Origin of the sequence: Spirillospora sp. CA-142024, from assembly GCF_050942325.1 — a bacterium.
Lineage (GTDB): Bacteria > Actinomycetota > Actinomycetes > Streptosporangiales > Streptosporangiaceae > Spirillospora.
Window position 1 is genome coordinate 3818969 of sequence record NZ_CP192077.1, and the last position, 21133, is coordinate 3840101.

Here is a 21133-nt window from a genome sequence, read left to right on the forward strand (position 1 = left end):
CGTTCACCACGGAAAAGACCAGCTTCGGCCGAATTCGCGGTGATTCGCGCGGCATCGACGGCGCAATCGGGGGGAATGTGTACGTTGGGGAGATCAACACTGCTGTGAGCTGCGGGGACGGGCCCCGCCGCCCAGCCTTGGAATCAGGAGGTCCCCGTGGCTCGAACACTGTCGAGGGGCACCCGTGTCACCGGTGCCGAACGCACCCGTCTCGCCGCCGAGCTCGCTCCGCGATACGCGGCCGGCGAAAGCATCCGCGACCTCGCGGCCGAGACCGGCCGGTCGTACGGATTCATCTACAACGTCCTGAAGGAGGCGGGGGTGCCGCTGCGCGGCCGGGGCGGCAACACCCGGCGCAAGAAGGACTGACCCGCTCCCTGGTCCAAGCGAGAAAAGGAAGAACCGAGCACATGACCGGACGTCCCCCTCGCCCCCCGGGGGGACCCCGTGCGCTAGGAACCGCGGAACGCCCCGGTGACCTCGGAGCGTCCGTTCAGACTGGCGAGATCGGCGGCCGCCCGCCCGGCCACCCAGCCCTCATGGTTGGAGACGGAGCCCGCCCGCCCCTTGGCGAGGTTCGGGAACATCGTGTCGACGGCCTGATCGACGGCCCGGTCGCGCGCCGCCAGCACGGGGAGAAGATCCTTCCCGCCGGCGCTCGCGGCCGCACTGTCCGCCGCCTCGCCCGCGGCCTCTCGCAGCCGCTCCCCGATGCGGGCGGCGTAGGCGTTGAGGAACGCGTGCCGGAACGACCGCGTCCGTGACCGCCCGCGCGTGTCCCGCCTGGGGCCCGCGTGCACCATGGCGGACGTCGCCTGCACGAGCAGCGACGTGAACAGCATCTCCACCGCGGCCAGGTCGGCCGGGAAACCGAGAACGGTGGAGAACCCCAGTTCCCTGTGCCAGACCGCACGGCAGCGGTTGGCGTCGGCCACCACCGTCAGCAGCACCGCCTTCGGCGCGTCGTAGGGGCTGTCCACCGCGATGCGACGCCCGTCCGGCCCGCCCGTGTCACCCGCCTCGGCGGCGAGCAGCGCATGGTCGATGCTGTGCCGCGCCATCAGCTGCTGAGCGCGTGTGCTGAGCGCCTCCGCCTCCTCGGGGAACTCGGTCGACTCGGCCTTCGCGAGCAGTGCCCGCACCCTCCCCAGCGTCCGCTGGTCGACCCCCGCCCAACCCGCGGCAGGTGCGTCGCCGCGAGGACCGGCACTGCCGGACGCCGTGCCGGGAGGCGGGGTGATCGCCGGGAGTCTCGGGAGGGCCTCCAGAAGATGGATCAGTTCGAGCGCGCAGGTGATGTAGACCGTGCGTGCGGCGGTTTCGCGGTCGCACCAGTGGGCGGGATGGGCGTCGTCGTCCGTCCACCACACTTCGGCCTTGAGAGCGGCGAGCTGGTCACGCCAGCGGTCGTCCACGGTGGCGGGGGAGTAGGCGCGCATCTCGCCCGCGATCGCGTCCTTGACCAGCCGCGCGTGCCTGGCCGTGCGGCGGCGGGACACGAACCTGACCACGTCGGCCGGCAGCCAGCCGCGCCGCCATGCGGCGGTGACCCCCTGCCCCAGCCGCTCCGCGAGGCACCGGTCGACCATCGTCGTCCAGCCGGGCATGCCGGGACGTTCCGTCAGCCGCTCCACGAACCGCCCGAACGCGGGTCCGTCGCCGTTCGCCAGCGCTCGAATCGCGCCGGACATCAGCTCGGCCGCGGCCGGGGACGGAGTCCGGCCGCGCCGCCACGCGTCACGCACCGCCACTCCCGCCTTCCGAGGTCACCTGTGCAGGACGCATCCTGCCATCCGGCGGCGACAAGACTCGCCGTTCCCGGCCGGAAACCGCGTGCAGGCCAGAGCGCGGAATGAGAAAGCCCCTGGCCGCCAGACGGCCAGGGGCTGCTGGGTGGGGGCGCCTACCCGGCTCTGTGCTCCTCGCCGCGCATCTCCTCCACCACGACGCTCTGGTACGCGCGGGACGTGTCCGGGACGTAGCTCAGCCTGGCGAGGGCCTTCCCGTCGTGGTCCCTGATTTCGAAGTGGTAGCCCTCGCCGGCCTCGCCGACGTGGGCCACGGCCTGGTCGTGCCGCAGCCTGCACATGGTGTCGACCTTCTCCAGTGCGACCTTCAGGCTCCCCGCATCACTGATGAGCCGCGCAGGCTCACTCGTCTCCCAGATCTCGAACATGAGTCGTGTCCTGTCGGCGGTCGGTCGGAAGGAACGGGCGGGGCATTCCAGACGTCGGACACAGCTTGCGCTCATTTGATGGATCTTTCAATCAGAGCAGGTATCGGATTGATCACTATTCGAAGTTGTCCACGCTCGCAGCGTCATGTCCGCATGTGGCGGGGGTCGGTCGCTTCCGCCGATCTCGTCTGGATCGATAGGGCCGGCCACGCAGAACCGAACACAATTCGGAAAGGCGCGGTGCGTGAGGCCGGGCTGACGGAGGATGAGGTGTTCGCCTAAATCGTGCCTCGCCGCCAGGCTTCAAGCGGCTTGCCGGGCTTCAAGCGCCTTAGGCCTCAACGGCGACGACGGTCTCTTTGGCCTCCGGCTCCAGGAAACGCAGCAACGCCTCACCTTCGGCGGAAAGCTCGTCGACCGCCGTCGGGGGGAGCGCTTCGAACGGACGCATCCGCAGTGTGGCGACCTTCCGCTTGTACTCCGTCTCCCAGATCCCGCGGGCGAAGCCTTCCCAGAGGAACACGGCACGGACGCGGAGGTTCTTGGTGGTGAGCATGGGCCGGTGGGCGTCGGCGATGATGCGCCTTCGGTCGGCGTGCGCGAGGACGAGGCTGTCGAACTCGGGCAGGAAGCGTGCGGGTGCGGGGACGTCCTCATCGGGGCGCGGTGCGTCCGGTAGATCGAACAGCTCCCGGCCCTTGTCGTCGGAGAAGACGCGAAGGCGGGGACGCAGGCGTTCCAGGGCTTCACCAGAGGAGGCCAGTCCGCACCACGTCTGCGCGTCGGCGGCGGACGCCGGCCCGTAGGCCGCGAGGTAGCGGAGCATCAGTTCATCGATCGCGTCCTCGGCCACCGGCCCGCTCTCCAGCCACGTGTCGGCCAATGTGAAGCGCGACGTACGGGGAAAGCCCCACCTGTCCTCCGTCGGAACCATGACCAGCGGTACGCACAGCCGGACGGCGTACCCGAGGGCACGGTCGTTGACATCCGGGAACCGTTCCTGCAGCAGCGCGCGTACATCGTTGAACGTCCGGGGCTCCTCCTCCAGAAGCGACCGTGCCGCAGGGACGACCTTCCGCAGATCCAGTCCCTTGCCCCGATCGCCCAGTACGCGCAGGGCGCCGTCCAACATCGGCTGCATGGTCGTTCGGAACGCCGTGTAGTCCGAGGCCGTCATCAGGTGCAACGTGGCGCGCATCACGGTGGCACGCACCAGCGACCGATCCTGCAACGCGGCGTGCAGATCGGACGCCCGGAATCCGTCCAGCCGCGTCCACAGGCCCAGAAACGGCGGCTTCGGCTCCTGAGCCTGCATCCCGCACAGGCGTTCCACCGCCTCGGCCACTGGGAGAGGCTCCCGCGCGAGCAGCAACTGCCGTGCCAGCGTCGCCCGGTTCAGGGCCTGGACGTTCAGGGTCTCCGTCATTCCTCCAGGATGCCGGTAATGACGTCCCGGACGGAGCGCCGCAACCACGCGTGAGCAGGGTCGGCGTCGTATCGCGCGTGCCATCCCAGGGAGAGCACGAGGGGCGGCAGTTCGAAGGGAACGGGGACGCGGACGAGCCCAAGGCGGTCCATCAGCCGTCGATGCAGCCGCTCGGCGGCGAATCCCAGCAGGTCGGCCTCTTGGACGATCATCAACGCCGCTGTCACCGTCGGCACCGTTCCCGCAAGGCGCCGCGCGCGGCCCGTCTCGGCGAGCAGCTCGTCGATCGGACCGGACACGCGCCCGCGCCGGGTGGACGTGATCTGCACGGCCCCTGCCCACTCGTCCAGTGTCACGTCCCGGCCTGCAAGCGGATGCTCCGGGCGCACGACAGACACGAACCGGTCTTCCAGGAGCAGCTCGACCCGGGTCTCGGGTGGCTGCCCTGGGCCGATGACACCGATCTCCAGATCGACGGTGTCTCGACGGAGCAGATAGTCGTCCCGCGGCCCCTCTCCGAGGAACCTCAGGGTCACGCCCGGGGCCTCACGTGCCACATGTTCCAAGAGGGGCCCGGCAAGGACGGCGACGGTGCCCTCATCGGCCTGGAGGGTGAAGCTGCCCGACAGCGTCGCGACATCGAGATCGTCGTCAGCAGAGAAGAGCGTCTGCGCGCGCTGCACGAGTTCGTGTACTTCAGCACGGATCGCAAGCGCGCGCGGGGTCGGCGCCATGGCACGACCGGACCGGACGAGAACCGGGTCACCGAGCGCCTTCCGGATCCGTCCCAGCGTCCGGCTCATCGCGGGGCCCGACAGATGCAGGCGTTCCGCGGCGCCGGTCACGCTCCCTTCCTCCAGCAGCGCGTCGAGCGCGATGAGCAGGTTAAGGTCCATTCTCGATTGCACCAGACGCATTCCTCACGTGCAAAAGATGCATTTGAAAGCAAGTCACCGCAAGCCTACGTTGGAGATCGCGGAGGCGGCGCGCGCGGCCCGGATATCCCCCTCCGCCTCTCCAGTAGGACGCGATGACGCGCGTCCCCCGAACGACTCCGAGGACTCACTGATGACGCTCGATGCCGTCCGCGGCGCCGCGCCGCCCGGAACCGCCCCGTACAGGGGGCGCGCCATGACGCCGCTGATGTCGGCGTGCGTGGTGCTGGTCGTGGCCATGGTCGCCGCCGTCAACCTGTCGATCCCCAAGCTGTCGGCGAGTTCGCTGAGCCCGTCCTCCACCGGGCTGCTGTGGATCGTCGACTCCTACGTCCTGGTGTTCGGCTGCCTGCTGATCCCCGCCGGCGCGCTCGGCGACCGTTGCGGGCGCAAGGGGGTCCTGCTGTCCGGACTCGCCGTCTTCGCGGCCGGCTGCCTGCTGTCGGCCGCCGCGCCGGGGGTCGCCGTCCTGCTGGGCGGACGGTTCGTGACCGGCGTGGGCGCCGCCCTGATCATGCCGGCGAGCCTCTCGCTGCTGCTGCAGGTAACCCCGCCGCAACGGCGTCCCCACGCCATCGCGACCTGGACGGCCGCCACCGGCGTCGCCGGAGCCGTCGGAAACCTCGGCGGGGGAGCGGCCCTGCAGTGGCTGCCGTGGCAGGGGCTCTTCCTGGCGGGCGCGCCTCTGGCCGCCGGCCTCGCCCTCCTCGTCGCGTGGCTGGCACCGCGCGGGGAGCGCCACGCGGCCGACCTTGATCTCGTGGGCGCGGCGATCCTCACCACCGCCCTGTTCACCCTGCTCTTCGGCATCATCGAGGGACCCGAGCGCGGCTGGTCCTCGCTCCCGGTGCTCGGCGGCTTCGCCGGCGCGGTCCTGCTCATGACGGTCTTCGCCCTGTACGCGCTGCGCGCCCGCCATCCGCTGCTGGACCCGCGCGTCTTCGCCATCGCCCCGCTGCGCAGCGGCGTGCTCGGGATCGGGCTGGCGTTCTTCGGGCTGTTCGCGCTCTTCTTCGTCAACGCCCAGTACCTGCAGTTCGTCAAGGGGTACTCGCCGCTGCTCACCGGTGTCGCGATCGCGCCGCTCGTGGTCGGGATGATCGTGATCAGCAGGCGGAGCGTCGGCCTGGCGCAGCGGTTCGGGGACCGGCCGGTGTTCGCGGCGGGGATGCTGACGCTGGCCGCCGGTCTCGGCCTGCTTTCCCTGGCGGACGCGTCGACGCCGTACGGGCTCTACGCGGCCGACATGGTCATCCTGTCCGTCGGCATGGGCCTGTGCGTCCCACCCCTGTCGGTCGGCGTGATGTCCGCCCTTCCTCCCGAACGCGCGGGTCTGGGGTCCGGGCTGAACAGCGCGGCCCGCGAGATCGGCAGCGCCCTCGGTGTCGCCGTCCTCGGGACGGTGCTCGCCGGCCGGTTCGCCGGCGGCCTGCCGCCCGAACTCGGCGGGCACGCCCATTCGGCGGGTGAGGCGCTGGCCGCCGCGGCTGCGGCGGACGCCGGCCCCCGGATGCACGCGCAGGTGGTCGAGGCGTTCACGAGCGCGATGGCGGCGGGTTTCAGGGTTGTGGCGGTGGCCGTCGCGCTGGGGGCCCTCCTCGTCCTGCCAGGCCTTCCTCGCCGGGATCGCCGGTTCCCTGGAACGAGCGTAGATGAAGATATATCGTGACTGTCGAGATATATCGCGACAGCCTGGAGGGGTGATGGTGTCAACGGAGGAGAGCGCGCCGGCGCGCGGCGTGCGCGGGCGCCTGCTCGACCTCATGTTCGTCCGCGGCCGCGTCGAGGACGTTCGGCCCGCACCGGGTCGCATGCGGTGGATCCGCGTCGGCGGCGTGCCGGGCCTGGCCTGGACGCCCGGGCAGCAGGTCCGGGTGCACGTGGCGGACGTCACGTCCGCCCGGACGTGGGTCAGCGGGGCCGTCCGCAACGCGCTGCGGACCTACTCGGTGTGGGAGTACGACGCGTCCGCCGGGGTCATGGAACTCTGCGTCATGGACCACGAGGCCGGCGGCCCCGGCGCGCGCTGGGCGGGTGATCTGCGGCCCGGGCAGGAGATCGTCTTCGGCCGGCCGGAGGGAACGTTCGGGCTGCGCCCCGCCTCCTACCACCTGTTCGCCGGCGAGGAGACGGCGTCGGTCCCGTTCGGCGCCATGCTGCGGATCACACCGCCGGGCGAGCCGGTGCACGGTGTGATCGAGATCTCCCGGCCCGAGGACCGGCTGCCGCTGCCGAGGGAAGAGGAGTTGACCTGGCGGCACCGCGGCGACGCACCGGCCGCGAACTCCGCGACCCTCGTGGACGCCGTGCGCGATCTGGATCTGCCTCCGGAACCGGGATTCGCCTACGTGGCCGGGGAGGCACGCACCGTGCAGGCCGTACGGGCGCACCTCGTCCGGGAACGCGGCTGGGATCGACGATCAGTGCTGGTCAAGCCGTTCTGGACGCCCGGCAAACGTGGGATGGAGTGATCGGGAACGATCGACCGGCGCGGGGGTTACGGGGCGATATTTCTTGAAATGCACGTGCATCAGCCCTTGCACCTGCACGCCATCCCTAGCAGGATTGCCCCGGACCCCCGCACGTGAACTCCCCGGAGATCGCGATGACCGCACACTTGAGCGACAGTGACCGACAGGCGCTGCGGCTGGCCCAGGATCTCCGCGAGGAGATGCGGGCGGCTCTTCCGCAGTTGCCCTCCCCGCCCTCGGTATCCCCGTTCGTCGACCAGGCCGGCATGCCGAGCGTCCTGCTGAGGATGGACGCCGAGACCGCCCGCGCGCTCATGGCCGTGCTGGCCGAGCGCCGCGCGGCGCCGGGCGGCGTGCCCGCCGCGGAGCCGCGCCGGGCCGACGGCTCCCACGTGCCGCCGCACGTGCCGCCGCCCGCGGCCCAGGCCGTCCCCGCCGCGCAGGGACCCATCGTCGCGGCGGCCGCCCCGTACGGGGAGCCCGCTTACGCGGAGTCACCGTTCGTCGCACCCCAACAGGTGTTCACCGGCGGGACCGGCCCCACGCCGCTCGTGCCGTCGGCCTACCCCACGCACTGAGGCGACGCCCCGCTGACGTTCGACCCCTTGTCGTACGGGCGTCCCGGCGGGTCCGGCGCCGCGACCGCAGCCGGACCGTAAGGCCCTTGCCCGCTGCCGAGGGCGCCACGTGCCGGATCGGTGGCCTGCCCCTGTGAGCGGGCCCTTCTTCGTGCGGTCCTCCGGCCCGTGGTGACGGGTCTTCACGTGTGCCCACACTCTGCGCCGCTGATGCCTTGCCCGCTGTTGGCTGTCCGTGGCATGCCGCCCGCGGCACCGCAAAGTCCCAAGGATTCCAAGATCCTTTTTCTGTGGGGCGGTGGGCGGCCGACCGGCCCGGAGCCCCTACGCGAAAGGCGATCCGGGGTAGTGCTCGGCAAAAAGATCTACCTATCCAAAGGTAAAGAAATCCCCCGTTTGGCGAAAGTACGGTAATGCCGTATATAGTCAACCCCAGGTCAGGGTCAAAGAACCGTTGACCTGGCCAATCGCATAGCCGTCGCCTCCCGCCCGCCAGGCGGGATCCCCTTCGCCGAACGCGGCCGTCCCATGCAGCAGCCGCGCACCGTGCTGGGCCCATGAGCCCCCGGTCGGCATTCTTCCCGCTTCACCCAAGTCCGTGTTGCACGCACGTCCAAAGGACGGACGCGCGCTGCCGAGCACGGGCGCGCTCCACCATGCCTGTGGAGCGTTCCAAGCGGGCCTTCATCGCGGCGGCGTCTTCCGAGTCCCGAGTCTCGGAGCCGTTCTCTCCTGCCCGGACGACAGGCGCGTGACCTGCGCGCGGTCCGGTGCTGAACGGCAGCCCTGTACCCCGACCGAAGGAATTTCATGCAGCAGCGAGCGATCAATGTCGTCCTGACCGGCGTCACCGGCACCGCCCTCGCGGGCATGCTGGTGGCCGGCGTAGCCGCCGCCAGTGACGACTCCGCTCCCCCGAAGCAGCTCCTCTCGCAGCAGGCCGTGGCCTCGCAGAAGCACGAGGCCCCGCAGCAGCACACCCCCAAGAGCACCGAGAAGCGCCAGGCCAAGCCCGCGGCCAAGGACGCCAAGAGCAGCTCCAAGGACGGCAAGACCGTCAAGAAGGGCCCGAAGGTCCTGCTCAGCGGCAAGACCATCGCGTCCTACTTCTGGGACGACGGGTCCGGCGTGAACGGCGACACCGGCGCCCCCGCCGGTGGCAAGCCCATGCAGAAGGGTCTCTTCTCCAGCCCGAGCTGGCCCATGCACACCAAGGTCAAGGTCACCTACAACGGCCGCAGCGTCACCGGCTTCATCGGCGACCGCGGGCCCGGCGAGCCGTCGCACCGCGGCGTCATGCTCGACCTCGACACCTACACCTTCCGGTATCTGCTGGACGGCAAGAAGCCCGCCAGCAAGTACAACGCAGGCAGCGGCGAGGGTCACCTGAAGGGCGTCAAGTGGGAGGTCCTCTCCTGGGGCCACGGCGCCGGGAAGAAGGGCAAGCCGCAGCCTTTCGGGTCCTGACCCGAGATTCCGCGAACCGTTTCGTGAAATGGCTCACCATAGCGACGTGAGCCCGCCCACGAACGATTCGTGAGGCCGCTCACAGACCCGGCACAGGGCTGCCGGTGCATGGAGAATGGGGATTCCCCGGTATCGAAAGATCACCGGGGAATCCCCATTTTCAGTCCGCCCGCGCTCTCCCGCGCCAACTCCCTCGACAGCGCCCGCGCCGCCGTCCGCACGGCCGGGGCGAGCCGGTCGAGGTCCAGCCGGCACACGTTCCCCGTGATGGAGATCGCGGCGATCACCCGGCGCCGGTGGTCGAGGATCGGTGCCGCCACGGCGGATACCCCGGCCTCCGACTCCTCCCGGTTGACCGCGTAGCCGCGGTCGGAGGTGCGGGCCAGCTCCCGCCGCAGCAGCCCCGGCATGATGATCGTGTGCGGTGTGTAACGGACGAGCCCGGCCGCGAGCACCCTCTCCAGCCGCTCAGGGGGCCCCATGGCGAGGAACAGCTTCCCGGTCGCGGTGCAGTACGCGGGGAGCCGCCCGCCCACCCGGGACACGATCGGCATCGACCGGCGCCCGGTGACCTTCTCCAGGAACAGGGTGTCCGTCCCGTCGAGTACGGCCAGGTGAATGTTCTCGTGCGTCGCCTCGTAAAGGTCCTCCAGGTAGGGGAGCGCGGCCTCGCGCAGCCCCCGCGGACGGGGTGCGCGCTGCCCGAGCACGAACAGCCGCATGCTGAGCCGGTAGCCGGACTCGGTGCGCTCGACCCCGCCCCACCGCACCAGCTCGCCGAGCAGCCGGTGCGCGGTCGGTTTCGGCAGCCCGGTGCGGGCGGCGAGTTCGGTCAGGTTCAGCTCGGTGTCGGCGGAGCCGAAGGCGTCCAGCAGGCTGAGCCCGCGCGCCAGCACCGATCGCGGTGGCTCTCCGCCCGCGGCCCGCACGTCCATGCCCTGCCCGTCGAAGCCCGGCTCGTCCATACCAGGATGGTGTCCGCGATCGATCCGGCCGGCAAGGGCCCGGGAGCCGGCGGCGGCCCTCGTCACGACCCCTCCCCGTGCCCGGTGACCGGCGCCTCGATGAGCAGCGGCGCGGACAGGTCCTTGGCGCCGGCGACCGCGTCCCGCAACTCGTCCGCCGACCCCGCCCGCACAGCGTCGACGCCGAACAGCCGTGCGGCGCTCGGCCAGTCGAGCGCCGGGGGAGCGAGGTCCATGCCGATGTAGCGCCCGTGCTTGGCCGAGGCGCCGCCTCCTTCGTCGAGGGTGTCCTTCAGGGTGCGGTACTCGCCGTTGTTCATCACGACGAACGCCACGGGAACCTCGTACCGGGCCGCGCTCCACAGGCCCTGGACGCCGAACATCGCGCATCCGTCGCCGAGCACCGCGACCACCGGACGCCCCCGGGCCGCCATCCGGGTGCCGACCGCCGCGCCGATGCCCCACCCGAGGCCGCCGCCGACCGTGTGGACGTAAGAGCCGGGCCGGTCCTGGCGCAGCACCGCGCGCAGCCTCAGCCCGATGGTGATCGCCTCCTCGACCACGATCGCCCCCTCGGGCAGACCGGCCGCGACGGCGTGGGCGGCGGCGCGCGGATCCAGCGGGGACGGCCCGTACGCCGCCCGCGCGGCCGCGTCCACGTCGTGCCTCGCCCGGGCGTGCCCGGCGCCGAGACGCTTGGCGCGTTCCCGTGCGGACGGGACCCGTCCGTCCAGGTGACCGGCGAGCGCCCGCAGCGTTCCCGCCAGATCGCCCGTCAGGCCGTGCCGGACGGCGAAGTTCCGGCCGATCTCCGCCGGGTCCTCGTCCACCTGCACGATCGCGAGCCCGTCCGGGACGGCCGGGCCGGGCGTGTAGTGGTGCGGCATGAACGCGTGGCATCCCACGATGAGCGCCGCGTCGTATGCGGCCAGCGTCTCCCGGATGACCGCGTTGCGGGGCGCGAGCATCCCCGCGTACAGCGGATGGCCGGTGGGGAAGTCGATGCCGTCGTTCATCGGCTGGTGGTGGACGGCCGCGCCGAGCCGCTCCGCGACCGCCACCAGATCGGCCACCGCGCCGGCCCGCCCCACCCCGTCGCCCGCGATGACCACCGGGCGTTCCGCGCGGGCGAGCAGCGCCGCGGCGGCGCCGGCCTCGGCCGCGCCCGGACCGGTCACCGGGGAGCGAGCCGGTACCTCGACCTCGGTGTCCTCCTCCAGCAGGTCCATGGGGACCGACACCAGGACCGGCCCCGCCGGGGGCCGCGCCGCGAGCGCGAACGCGCGCCTGAGCGCGATCGGCAGGTCGTAGGCGTGCCGCACCTCCACGGCCTGCTTCGTCGCGGCCGACGCGAGGCCGACCAGGTCGCCGGACAGCATCGGGTCCTGGAGGAGATGCCGCCTGTCCTGCTGCCCCGCGACGATGACCATCGGCGTCCGGGACCGCAGCGCGTTCAGCATCCCGATCAGCCCGTTGGCGACGCCCGCCGCGACGTGCAGGCTGACCATCGACGTCCGGTGCGACGCCCGCGCGTACCCGTCGGCCATCGCCACCACGGACGCCTCCTGCAACCCGAGCACGTAGGGCAGGTCGGGCGCCTCCACCAGTGCGTCCATGAGGGGGAGCTCGGTCGTGCCGGGATTGCCGAAGATCCGCGTCACGCCCTCGTCCCGGGCGATCTCCAGCAGTGCCTCGATCGGCCTCATGTCCCGCCTTCCGGTGGTCCGGTGCGGGCGGCTCAGTGCTTGGCCGAGCCGCCGTCGATGTTGATCGTCTGGCCGGTGAGGAAACCGCTGCCCTCGTCGCACACGTACAGCAGCGTCGACACGAGGTCGCCGGGCTCCTCGACGGCCCGCACGATCTGGGCGTCGCGCACCCGCTCGAATCCGCCGTCCGCGCCCGTCGTCCGCGCCGCCGTCTCGGTCCGGGTGAGTCCGGGCGCGATCGCGTTCACGGTGATCCCGTGCGGGCCGACCGCGCTCGCCAGAGCCCGCGTGAAGCCGACGAGACCGGCCTTGGACGTCGTGTAGGCGACCAGGTCGGGCGGCCCGAGGAACACCACGGCGGAGGCGATGTTGACGATCCGACCCCAGCCGGCGGCCTTCAGGTGGGGGAGCGCGGCGCGGGACACCAGGAACGGGCCGTCCAGGTTGACCCGCATGATCCGCCGCCAGTCCTCCAGCGTCGTCTTCTCGAAGTCCAGCGGCGGATAGATCCCGGCGTTGTTCACCACGATGTGCAGGCCGCCGAACCGGGCGGCGGCCTCATCCACGGCGGCCTCGACCTCCTCCGGATCCGTCACGTCCGCCCGGACGGGGTGGAATCGGTCGCCGGCCGCCTCAGCGGTGCCCGACTGGTCGGCGAGGTCGAGGCCTGCGACCCGGTGCCCGCGGGCGGCCAGGGCGATCGCGAACTCGCGCCCCAGCCCGCCCGCCGCACCGGTCACGAGCGCGACCCGCCGCGTTCCGTTCATCGACGGCGTCTCGGTCATGGACGGCAGCGTGCGACACCTCCGCCACCCCGGCAAGACCGCGTTTTCACTCATTGAAACGGCTTCCTTGTGATGGCGTGGCGCGGGTCACATGCTCGCCGCATGTCCGTACGAAAGCCCGCGGCCCCGCAGGCCTCGGAGAACGACGAGGCGAAGGCCCCGGTGCGGCCGCGGGGCCGCCGCCCGGTCCCCGACGAGGCCGGCGTCGTCGGCGTGCTCGTCCTGCTGGTGCTGGGCGTCGGCCTCTTCCAGCCGGACTTCCTGCGCACCGGCAACCTGCTGACGACCGCGCACAACTCCGTCTACGTCGGGCTGATGGCGTGCGGGATGGTGTTCGCGCTCGCGATGCGGGAGGTCGACCTGTCGGTCGGCGGGATGTACGCGATGGGCGTCGTCGTGGGGGCGCTGCTGATCCGGGACGGCTGGAACCCGTGGCTCGCGGCCCTCGCGGTGCTGGCCCTCTCCGCGCTGGTGGGCGCGCTCAACGGGGCGGTCACGACGTATCTGCGGCTGCCTTCGTTCATCGTCACGCTCGCCACGTCGATGCTGCTCCGCGGCGTCGGGCTGGCGCTCGCCGAGGGCAAGCAGATCACGGACCTGCCGCAGGACCACGCGTTGTTCACCGTGCTGGGCGGCGGAGAGTCGCTCGGCGTGCCGAACGCGGTGTGGGTGTTCGCGCTCGCCGTCGTGGTCCTGACGGTCGTGTTCACCCGGACGAGGTTCGGCGCGCGGGTGCGGGCCATCGGCTCCAACCCCGAGGCGGCCGAGTTCGGCGGGCTGCCCGTCACCCGGACCCGGATCGCCGCGCTGGCGCTGTCGGGCCTCATGGCGGGCATCGCGGCCGTCCTCGCCCTGGCGTTCTTCATCGCCGGGGACCCCACCATCGGCCAGGGCTACGAACTCACGGCCATCGCCGCGGCGATCATCGGCGGCACCCCGCTGAAGGGCGGAACCGGCTCCGTCCTCGGCGCCGCGGCGGGCACCCTCATCCTCGGCGTCGTCACCGCGGCGCTGGTGTTCTTCGAGGTCCCCATCAACTGGACGACCTTCGCGACCGGTGGCGTGATCCTCGTCGCCGTCGGCGCCGCGCCGCTGCTGCGCCGCGTCCGTGACCTGCGCTCATCTGGGAGGAACCCATGATCCCGCGTCCACGCGGACCCGTCGCGGCGGCCGTCGCCCTCGTGCTCGGCGCCGCGCTCAGCACCGCGTCCTGCGGAGACGGCGGCGGCTCCGGCAAGAGCGGGCGGCTCAAGATGGGCATCGCCGTCGCCAACTACAGCCTCAACTTCGCCCGCGAGATGTACGAGGGCGCGACCGAGGCGTCCAGGCAGGCCGGGAACGTCGACTTCAAGGTCGTCGGCCCGCCCAACACCGACGGGCCCGCCGAGCAGCAGCTCTTCCAGAACCTCACGGTCACGCATCCGGACGGGATCGTGCTGGAGAACCTCGACCCGCCGATCTTCACGCGGCCCGCCGCTCAGGCCGTCGACAAGGGCATCCCGATCGTCGCGCTCGACACCGCGCCGACCAATGGCAGCAAGGTGAACTTCTACGTCGGCAACGACAACTACGAGCTCGGCGGGCTGCTCGCCGAGGCGACGGTGAAGAAGCTCGGCAAGGACGCCAAGGGCACGGTGGTCGTCGGGGTGCCGAACCCCGGGACGCCCGTCCTCGACAGCCGGGCCAAGGGCATCAAGGACACGTTCGCGAAGCTGGCGCCCGGCGTGCGCGTCCTCGGGCCGTTCCAGACCTACAGCGACCCGGCGCAGAACTACGGCGCCTGGCAGTCGCAGGTGAACGCGAACCCGAACGCGCTGGCGTTCCTCGGCGTCGGGGACGCCGACAGCTACAACCTCGGCCGCCTCAAGGAGCAGAAGAAGGGCACGTACCTCACGGCCGGCTTCGACGTCGACCCCAAGACCCTCGAATACATCAAGAAGGGCACCAACTTCGCCGGCGTCGACCCCGAGCACTACCTGAAGGGGTACGTCGCGACCGCGATCCTGATCAAGTCGGTGCGGGAGAAGGACGGCAAGCTGCCGGACGGCTGGTTCAAGACGCCCGGGCTGGTGATGGACGCGTCCAACATCGACGACATCGTCAAGCGCCAGCAGACCGTGCAGAACGCCTACCAGTGGTACAAGCCGCAGCTGGACAAGCTGCTGGCGAACCCGGACGCGAGCATGCGGCCGCTGACTGAGGCCCGCTGATGCGCACCGGGAGGTACTGACCATGCTCGTCGCGTCCGGCCTGGTCAAGCACTACGGCGGGGTCACCGCCCTCGACGGGGTCGGCATCACGCTGGACGCGGGGGAGGTGCACGCTCTCGTCGGCGAGAACGGCGCCGGCAAGTCCACCCTCGTGAAGATCATCTCAGGGGTGGTGCGGCCCGAGGGCGGGACCGTCGAACTGGACGGCCTGCCCGTCCGGTTCGCCGACGCGCGGCAGGCCGCGGGGCAGGGCGTCGCGATCGTGTCGCAGGAGCTGATGACCTACGACGACCTGACCGTGCTGGAGAACCTCTTCCCGTACGGGGCGCCGCGCCGCGGCGGCCTCGTCAGCACGCGGGAGATGCGGCGGCTGGCGGAGCCGGTCCTGGCCGAGCTGGGCCTGGATCCGCCGCCGCACGCCAAGGTCGGTGAGCTGCCGCTCGCGGACCGGCAGCTGCTGGAGATCTGCCGGGCCCTGCTGCAGGATCCCCGGGTCCTGATCCTGGACGAGCCCACCTCGGCGCTGCCCCGCGACGCCGCCGCCCGGCTCGCCGCCGTCACCCGGCGGCTGGCCGAGCGGGGCCTCGCGGTCCTCTACATCTCGCACTTCCTGGAGGAGGTCATGCGGGTCGCGACCCGGGTCACCGTCCTGCGGGACGGCCGGGTCGTGCTGCCGGGCGCGCCGGTCGCCGACGTCGCCCTGGACTCCCTGGTCACCGCGATGCTCGGGCAGCCCGCCCGGCACGCGGCTCCCGGGGCAGCCGCCCCGCGCCGCCCCGGCGGGGCGGCGGTCGCGCTCACCGGCGTCACCGTGCCCGGGCGGCTCCGCGACGTGTCGCTGACGGCGGAGGCCGGTGAGATCGTCGGGCTGGCGGGCCTGCAGGGCTCGGGCCACCTCGCCGTGCTCGACGCCGTGTGCGGCCGGGTCCGCCCGGCGTCCGGTTCCGTCCGGCTGCCGGACGGGCGGTCGCCCCGCTCCGCCCGGCACGCCGTCACCTCGGGCGTCGCCTACATCTCCGGCGACCGCAAGGGACGCGGGCTGATGCTCGACAAGACGCTCTGGGAGAACATCACGTCCGTGAGCTGGCTCGGGCAGGGGCGCGGCGGGTTCATGCCGCGCCGTTCCCGCCTTGTCGAACGTTCCCGCGGGCGCCTGGAACGACTGCGGGTGCGCGGCGACGTCCACGACCGCGCCGGGAACCTCAGCGGCGGCAACCAGCAGAAGGCGGTCCTCGCCAAGTGGCTGGACGCCGCGCCGGCCGTCCTCGCCCTGGACGACCCGACGCGCGGTGTGGACGTCGGGGCCCGCACCGAGCTCCATGACATCGTCCGCGGCCTGGCCGCCGAGGGGAAGGTGGTCCTCATCGCCTCCAGCGACCTCGCCGGACTGGTCGAGCTGTGCCATCGCGTCGTCGTCCTCCAGCGCGGCCGGATCGTCGGGACCCTGGAGGGCGACCGGCTCACCGAGCCGGAGCTGAGCCTGGCCATGAACGCCGGCTTCGCCGACTCCGTCTAGGCGGTCAGCAGGGGGATGACGGGCGCGAACTCCTCCATGGCCGTGTCGGGGATCTGGTAGTAGGTGAAGCCGAACCGGTCGCGGCGGGCCAGCATCTGCTCGGCGATGTGCTCGGGCGGGCCGACGAACTGGGACGGCATGCCGAGGACGAGCCCGGCCGACGACGTCCCCCAGCCGCGGGTCACCGCGATCCTGGCGGCGGCGCGGGCGGGATCGGGACCGAACGTCGGCGTCACCATCATGCTCAGCTCGACGTCCCGTCCCTCGGCGGCTTCGCGGACCCAGTCCACCTTGCGGGCGATGGCGTCGGGCAGCCGCTCGGAGATGTCGTCGGAGATCGTCCCCTCCGGCAGAGCCCGGGGGAGGATGCCGACGGTGTCGGCGTGCCGCCCGGCGATGCCGAGCATGCGCCGGCTCCCGGCGCCGACGACGAGCGGCGGACGCCGTCCCGGGAGCGGGAAGACCGTCAGGCCGTCGATCCGGTAGTGCTCGCCGGCGAACGTGGTCTTGCCGCCGCCGAGCAGGCCCCGCAGGATCTGCAACGCCTCCTCCAGCCGGCCGACCCGCGTTCCGGCCCGGTCGAAGGCCATCCCGGCGGCCTCGTACTCGTCGCGCAGCCAGCCCGCGCCGACGCCCAGCTCGAATCTCCCGCCCGACAGGTGGTCGAGGGTGGCGGCCTCCTTGGCGAGCATCACCGGGTGCCGGAAGTCGTTGGAGAGGACCATCGTGCCGAGCCGCAGCGTGCTCGTGACGGCCGCGGCGGACGCCAGCGCGACCATGGGCGCGAGCTGGTCCCCGAACGGCTCCGCGACGAAGTGGTCCCGCAGTGTCAGGACGTCGTAGCCGAGTTCTTCGGCGCGGCGGGCGGTCTCGGCCAGTTCGGCGCCCGAGCGGATCGACTCGCCCACCACGCCGAAGCGGAAGTTCCTGTGCATGCCCTGAGCGTGCCCGGTGGCCGGCCGGCCGTGCTGGCAGGAATCCGACATCAGGGTGCCCGACCGGCGGAACGGGGCGAGCGGCTCGATCGCCGTCCGTGCGGCGTAAGGGCGTCACCGACTGCCCCGTTCTCACCGGTCACTTCCAGGCTGCGTTGCGCCGCCCGGATTTGCAAGGCGCGTACGGTCAGCCGCCGACGCGCTGGGACAGCAGCCGCCCCGGCCAGTCGCCCACCGTGAAGGCCGCGACCGTCTCGAACCCGTTGCGCCGGTAGTACTCCACGAGCCGGCCGTCGGCACCGCCGTAGCAGTCGACGCGGAGGAGGCCGGCGCCCTTCGCGCGGGCCTCGTCCCTGGCTTTGGCTATGAGCGAGCCGCCCACCCCGTGCCCGGCGAACGCGCGGTCGGTCACCAGCAGGGTGATGTACAGCTCCGGCTCGTCGATCGGGTCGACGTAGTGCGGCGGCCCGGGGGCGACCGCCATGACACCGGCGGCTCGTCCGTCCACCTCCGCCACCCAGATCTCGTCGTCGCGGGCCATGCCGGTGATCCGTTCCACGCGCCGCGGGTCACCCGACCACGGTTCGCTGCCCCACTGGCCGGTGCGGCCGTTCGCGGCGAGCCACGCCACGGCCCCGTCCAGCATCGCCAGCATCACGGGCGCGTCACCGGGCCCGCCCTTGCGGATCCGCATCGCACCTCCTCGTCCCTCCGATCCTGGCAGGGCGCCTGATCGCGGGACAACCCGGGCACGTACCCGGCGTGCGGCGAGGTGTTGTCAGGAGCCGATGAAGCCGTGGGCGCGCTGGAAGAGGCCGAGGGTGATCGAGTGCAGCAGGTCGCCGGTCTCCTTGGGGGCCTTCCCGGCGAACGCGCGAGCGTGCGTTCCCTCCAGGACGATGCCCAGCTTGAAGCAGGCGAGGACCGCGTACCAGATGATGGACGACAGGTCGCGTCCGGCGACGGCGTCCGCGCGCTCGGCGTAGGCGGCCACCAGTTCGTCGGCGGCCGACAGCCCGCCGGCCGCGCCGAGCGGACCGGCGAGCGCGGCGCTCTGGTCGGCTCGGTCGGGCCAGGTGGCCAGCAGCCAGCCGAGGTCCAGGAGCGGGTCGCCGATCGTGCACATCTCCCAGTCGACGATCGCGGCGACCTCGGGGCCGTCGAACGAGTACATCAGGTTGGCCAGGTGGTAGTCGCCGTGCAGGATCCCCGGCCGCCACGTCTTGGGGCGGTTGTCGTCGAGCCACCGGGCGACGCCGTCGAGGCCGGGGATGTCGGGTCCGGGGTAGCCGTCCAGCGCGCCGTAGGAGTCGAGCTCGGACATCCAGCGGCCCACCTGCCGTTCGAGGAAGCCCTCGGGTCTGCCGAAGTCGCCCAGGCCGGCGGCCTCGTGGTCGACCGCGCCGAGCGCCGCCAGCGCACGGGCGGCGTTCAGGCCCATCTCGCGCCGGACGGACGCATCGCCGCCGTGCAGTCCGGGCAGCGCCACCGTCGCGTTGAAGCCGTCGACCGGGGTCATCAGGTAGAAGACCGCTCCGCCCATGACCGACTCGTCCGTGCAGGCGGCGACGAGGCGCGGCGCGGGCACGTCGGTGCCGTCGAGCGCCGCCAGCACGCGCGCCTCACGGCGCAGGACGTCGTTCGTCCTCGCACGCAGATGGCTCGGGCCGCGTCGCAGCACGTAGTCACGGCCGCCGCGGCGGAAACGGATCAGCGTGTTCTGCGTTCCGCCGGTCAGCGGCGCCACGTCCTCGAAGGGGCCGCCCGGAAGACCGCGGCCGTCCATCCACCCGGCCAGGACGCCGAAGTCCACGAGGGCGCGGTCGATCTGCTCAGGCTGCACGGCGGGTCCCTTTCCGACAGTGGATCTAGCGGAGAGTAACAGTCATGCACTTGCATTACTTGCTCAGGTACGTCGATTATCGAGGGGAGACGACCTCAGGAGGTTCGCCATGGCTTGGGACTTCGAGACCGATTCCGCCTACCAGGAACTTCTCGACTGGGCGGACGCCTTCGTCCGGGACGAGGTCGAGCCGCTCGACCTGGTGCTCGGTGACCCGTACGACAAGACCGACCCCCGCTACAAGCGGCTCGTCCGTCCTCTGCAGGACCATGTGCGCGAGAAGGGGCTGTGGGCCTGCCACCTCGGCCCGGACCTCGGCGGTCAGGGATACGGCCAGGTGAAGCTGGCGCTGCTGAACGAGATCCTGGGCCGCTCCCGCTGGGCGCCGTCCGTCTTCGGCTGCCAGGCGCCCGACTCCGGCAACGCCGAGATCATCGCCCATTTCGGCACGCCCGAGCAGAAGGAGCGCTACCTGCGCCCCCTACTGGACGGGGAGATCTCCTCGTCCTACTCGATGACCGAACCGCACGGGGGAGCCGACCCCACCCTGTTCACCGCACGGGCCACCCGGGACGGGGACGGCTGGGTCATCAACGGCGAGAAATGGTTCTCCTCGAACGCCCGCCACGCCACATTCCTGATCGTGATGGCGGTGACCAACCCGGACGTGTCCGCCTACGAAGGCATGTCGATGTTCATCGTGCCGGCCGATGCGCCGGGGCTGGTCACGGTGCGCAACGTGGGCGTCGGCGGCGAACGCGAAGGCTCACACGGATACCTGAGGTACGAGAACGTCCGCGTCCCGGCCGAGAACCTCCTCGGCGACGAGGGCGGCGCGTTCGTCATCGCGCAGACCCGGCTCGGCGGCGGCCGCATCCACCACGCCATGCGGACGATCGCGCAGGTCCGCAAGGCGTTCGACATGATGTGCGAGCGGGCGGTCTCGCGGCAGACCCGCTTCGGGCCGCTCGCCAAGATGCAGATGACCCAGGAGAAGATCGCCGACAGCTGGATCGAGATCGAGCAGTTCCGGCTGCTCGTCCTGCGCACCGCCTGGCTGATCGACAAGCACGGGGACTACAGGAAGGTCCGCAAGGACATCGCGGCCGTCAAGGCGGCGATGCCGAAGGTGTACCACGACGTCGTGCAGCGCGCGATGCACCTGCACGGCGCCCTCGGCGTGTCGAACGAGATGCCGTTCGCCGCCATGATGATGGGAGCCGAGGCGATGGGCATCGCCGACGGCCCCACCGAGGTCCACAAGATCACCGTGGCCCGGCAGCTGCTGCGCGACGTCGAGCCCGTCGAGGGACTGTGGCCGTCCGGGCACCTGCCCACCCGCCGGCAGGCCGCCCGCGAGCGCTTCGCCGAGGCCCTGGAGCACGCGATCGGCAATGAGTGACACCCGCGAACGGCTGCTGGACGCCGCCGAGACCCTCTACGCCGCGCGCGGCGTGGACGCCGTCAGCCTCCGCGAGATCCTCCAGGAGGCCGGCGCGCGCAACGCCACGGCCGTCCAGTACCACTTCGGGGACCGCGCCGGGATCCTCCGCGCGATCTTCGCCCGGCACGCCCCGGAGGTCGAGGCGCGCCGGCACGCCCTGCTCGACGCCTACGAGGACGGCGAGCAGGGCGTCCGCCCCCTGGCCGGGGCCCTCGTCCGTCCCATGACGGCCCGCCTCGCCGACGACTCGGGTCGCGCCTACCTGCAGATCTGGGCCGACGTCCTTAACCGCCCGGATCCGCTGGTCCCGGTGGCGGTCCTGGACGATCCTCCCAAGGCGGTTGCCGGGGGGTCTGGGGGGTCGTCCCCCCAGAAAAAGATCGACAGTCTCTGCCGCTGGCGCATGCTGGTCGAGCCGCTCCTGGAAGAGGACGCGGCCCGCCTGCACCGCCGCTTCACCGCCGTCCTGTACGCCGCGATCGAGCTGGCCCGCCGCGCCCGTTCCGGCCCTCATTCCGACGACCGCCTTTTCACCAGCTACCTGATCGACGTCGTCGCCGCGATCCTCGGCGCGCCCGTCTCACCCGAGACCAGCCGCCTCGCGGCCGAACGCGACGCCGCCCGCAGTTGAGGTCACATTCGTCCAAGACCAATGGTCGTCCTCCCTGCAGACTGG

The 21133-nt window shown here is 71.7% G+C and carries 20 protein-coding genes; 10 read left to right on the top strand and 10 right to left on the bottom strand.

Annotation, left to right across the window (positions count from 1 at the left end):
• Positions 1-156: 156 nt before the first annotated feature.
• The gene (locus ACQPZP_RS18475; protein ID WP_021594883.1) at positions 157-369 is read left to right on the top strand and encodes a helix-turn-helix domain-containing protein; all 213 of its coding nucleotides are present in this window, start codon (positions 157-159) and stop codon (positions 367-369) included.
• An 83-nt stretch (positions 370-452) separates the two neighbouring features.
• Here ACQPZP_RS18475 and ACQPZP_RS18480 read toward each other — a convergent pair whose 3' ends face one another.
• The 4 genes from ACQPZP_RS18480 to ACQPZP_RS18495 all read right to left on the bottom strand — a co-directional run bounded on the left by ACQPZP_RS18480 (position 453) and on the right by ACQPZP_RS18495 (position 4519).
• Entirely contained in the window at positions 453-1745 is a 1293-nt protein-coding gene (locus ACQPZP_RS18480; RefSeq protein WP_433478850.1) for a DUF2786 domain-containing protein, read from the bottom strand.
• Positions 1746-1903: 158 nt separating this feature from the next.
• Positions 1904-2176: a hypothetical protein gene (locus ACQPZP_RS18485; protein ID WP_433478851.1), complete on the bottom strand. Its 273-nt coding sequence runs from the start codon at positions 2174-2176 to the stop codon at positions 1904-1906.
• Between the two features lie 331 nt (positions 2177-2507).
• The gene (locus tag ACQPZP_RS18490; protein ID WP_433478852.1) at positions 2508-3602 is read right to left on the bottom strand and encodes a winged helix DNA-binding domain-containing protein; all 1095 of its coding nucleotides are present in this window, start codon (positions 3600-3602) and stop codon (positions 2508-2510) included.
• Positions 3599-4519 (bottom strand): LysR family transcriptional regulator, encoded by a 921-nt coding sequence (locus ACQPZP_RS18495; protein ID WP_433478853.1) that lies wholly within the window; start codon positions 4517-4519, stop codon positions 3599-3601. The genes ACQPZP_RS18490 and ACQPZP_RS18495 overlap by 4 nt, the downstream gene beginning before the upstream one ends.
• A gap of 151 nt (positions 4520-4670) precedes the next feature.
• On the opposite strand from ACQPZP_RS18495, the gene ACQPZP_RS18500 reads away from it, so the two are divergent.
• From ACQPZP_RS18500 to ACQPZP_RS18515, 4 genes are all read left to right on the top strand, one after another.
• Positions 4671-6206 carry an MFS transporter gene (locus ACQPZP_RS18500; RefSeq protein ID WP_433478854.1) on the top strand — a complete coding sequence of 512 codons (1536 nt, stop codon included), beginning with the start codon at positions 4671-4673 and terminating at the stop codon, positions 6204-6206.
• A gap of 34 nt (positions 6207-6240) precedes the next feature.
• The gene (locus tag ACQPZP_RS18505) at positions 6241-7008 is read left to right on the top strand and encodes a siderophore-interacting protein (protein WP_433479628.1); all 768 of its coding nucleotides are present in this window, start codon (positions 6241-6243) and stop codon (positions 7006-7008) included.
• A 134-nt stretch (positions 7009-7142) separates the two neighbouring features.
• The gene (locus ACQPZP_RS18510) at positions 7143-7586 is read left to right on the top strand and encodes a hypothetical protein (protein WP_433478855.1); all 444 of its coding nucleotides are present in this window, start codon (positions 7143-7145) and stop codon (positions 7584-7586) included.
• An 810-nt stretch (positions 7587-8396) separates the two neighbouring features.
• Positions 8397-9053: a hypothetical protein gene (locus ACQPZP_RS18515; protein ID WP_433478856.1), complete on the top strand. Its 657-nt coding sequence runs from the start codon at positions 8397-8399 to the stop codon at positions 9051-9053.
• A 140-nt stretch (positions 9054-9193) separates the two neighbouring features.
• Here the strand turns inward: ACQPZP_RS18515 and ACQPZP_RS18520 are convergent, their stop codons facing one another.
• The 3 genes from ACQPZP_RS18520 to ACQPZP_RS18530 form a co-directional block, all read right to left on the bottom strand.
• Entirely contained in the window at positions 9194-10018 is an 825-nt protein-coding gene (locus ACQPZP_RS18520) for an IclR family transcriptional regulator (protein ID WP_433478857.1), read from the bottom strand.
• Positions 10019-10080: 62 nt separating this feature from the next.
• Entirely contained in the window at positions 10081-11724 is a 1644-nt protein-coding gene (locus ACQPZP_RS18525; protein WP_433478858.1) for a thiamine pyrophosphate-binding protein, read from the bottom strand.
• A gap of 32 nt (positions 11725-11756) precedes the next feature.
• Positions 11757-12509, bottom strand: a complete 753-nt coding sequence (locus ACQPZP_RS18530) for an SDR family NAD(P)-dependent oxidoreductase (protein ID WP_433478859.1) — start codon at positions 12507-12509, stop codon at positions 11757-11759.
• Between the two features lie 102 nt (positions 12510-12611).
• On the opposite strand from ACQPZP_RS18530, the gene ACQPZP_RS18535 reads away from it, so the two are divergent.
• The 3 genes from ACQPZP_RS18535 to ACQPZP_RS18545 are packed head-to-tail and all read left to right on the top strand — an operon-like array spanning position 12612 to position 16235.
• On the top strand, positions 12612-13649 hold the full coding sequence (locus ACQPZP_RS18535) for an ABC transporter permease (RefSeq protein WP_433478860.1): 1038 nt from the start codon (positions 12612-12614) through the stop codon (positions 13647-13649).
• Entirely contained in the window at positions 13646-14719 is a 1074-nt protein-coding gene (locus ACQPZP_RS18540) for a sugar ABC transporter substrate-binding protein (RefSeq protein ID WP_433478861.1), read from the top strand. Before ACQPZP_RS18535 ends, ACQPZP_RS18540 begins: the two co-directional genes overlap by 4 nt.
• Before the next feature lie 22 nt (positions 14720-14741).
• Positions 14742-16235 carry a sugar ABC transporter ATP-binding protein gene (locus ACQPZP_RS18545; protein WP_433478862.1) on the top strand — a complete coding sequence of 498 codons (1494 nt, stop codon included), beginning with the start codon at positions 14742-14744 and terminating at the stop codon, positions 16233-16235.
• Here the strand turns inward: ACQPZP_RS18545 and ACQPZP_RS18550 are convergent.
• The 3 genes from ACQPZP_RS18550 to ACQPZP_RS18560 form a co-directional block, all read right to left on the bottom strand.
• On the bottom strand, positions 16232-17170 hold the full coding sequence (locus ACQPZP_RS18550) for a TIGR03621 family F420-dependent LLM class oxidoreductase (RefSeq protein WP_433478863.1): 939 nt from the start codon (positions 17168-17170) through the stop codon (positions 16232-16234). The two genes, ACQPZP_RS18545 and ACQPZP_RS18550, sit on opposite strands and share 4 nt — an antisense overlap.
• Positions 17171-17357: 187 nt before the next feature.
• Entirely contained in the window at positions 17358-17864 is a 507-nt protein-coding gene (locus ACQPZP_RS18555; protein ID WP_433478864.1) for a GNAT family N-acetyltransferase, read from the bottom strand.
• 84 nt (positions 17865-17948) lie between these two features.
• The gene (locus ACQPZP_RS18560; RefSeq protein WP_433478865.1) at positions 17949-19013 is read right to left on the bottom strand and encodes a phosphotransferase family protein; all 1065 of its coding nucleotides are present in this window, start codon (positions 19011-19013) and stop codon (positions 17949-17951) included.
• Between the two features lie 109 nt (positions 19014-19122).
• Between ACQPZP_RS18560 and ACQPZP_RS18565 the strand changes: the two genes are divergently transcribed.
• Both ACQPZP_RS18565 and ACQPZP_RS18570 read left to right on the top strand, forming a co-directional pair.
• Positions 19123-20415 carry an acyl-CoA dehydrogenase family protein gene (locus tag ACQPZP_RS18565; protein WP_433478866.1) on the top strand — a complete coding sequence of 431 codons (1293 nt, stop codon included), beginning with the start codon at positions 19123-19125 and terminating at the stop codon, positions 20413-20415.
• Positions 20408-21088, top strand: coding sequence for a TetR/AcrR family transcriptional regulator (locus ACQPZP_RS18570; RefSeq protein ID WP_433478867.1), 681 nt, complete (start codon positions 20408-20410; stop codon positions 21086-21088). Before ACQPZP_RS18565 ends, ACQPZP_RS18570 begins: the two co-directional genes overlap by 8 nt.
• Positions 21089-21133: the final 45 nt, after the last annotated feature.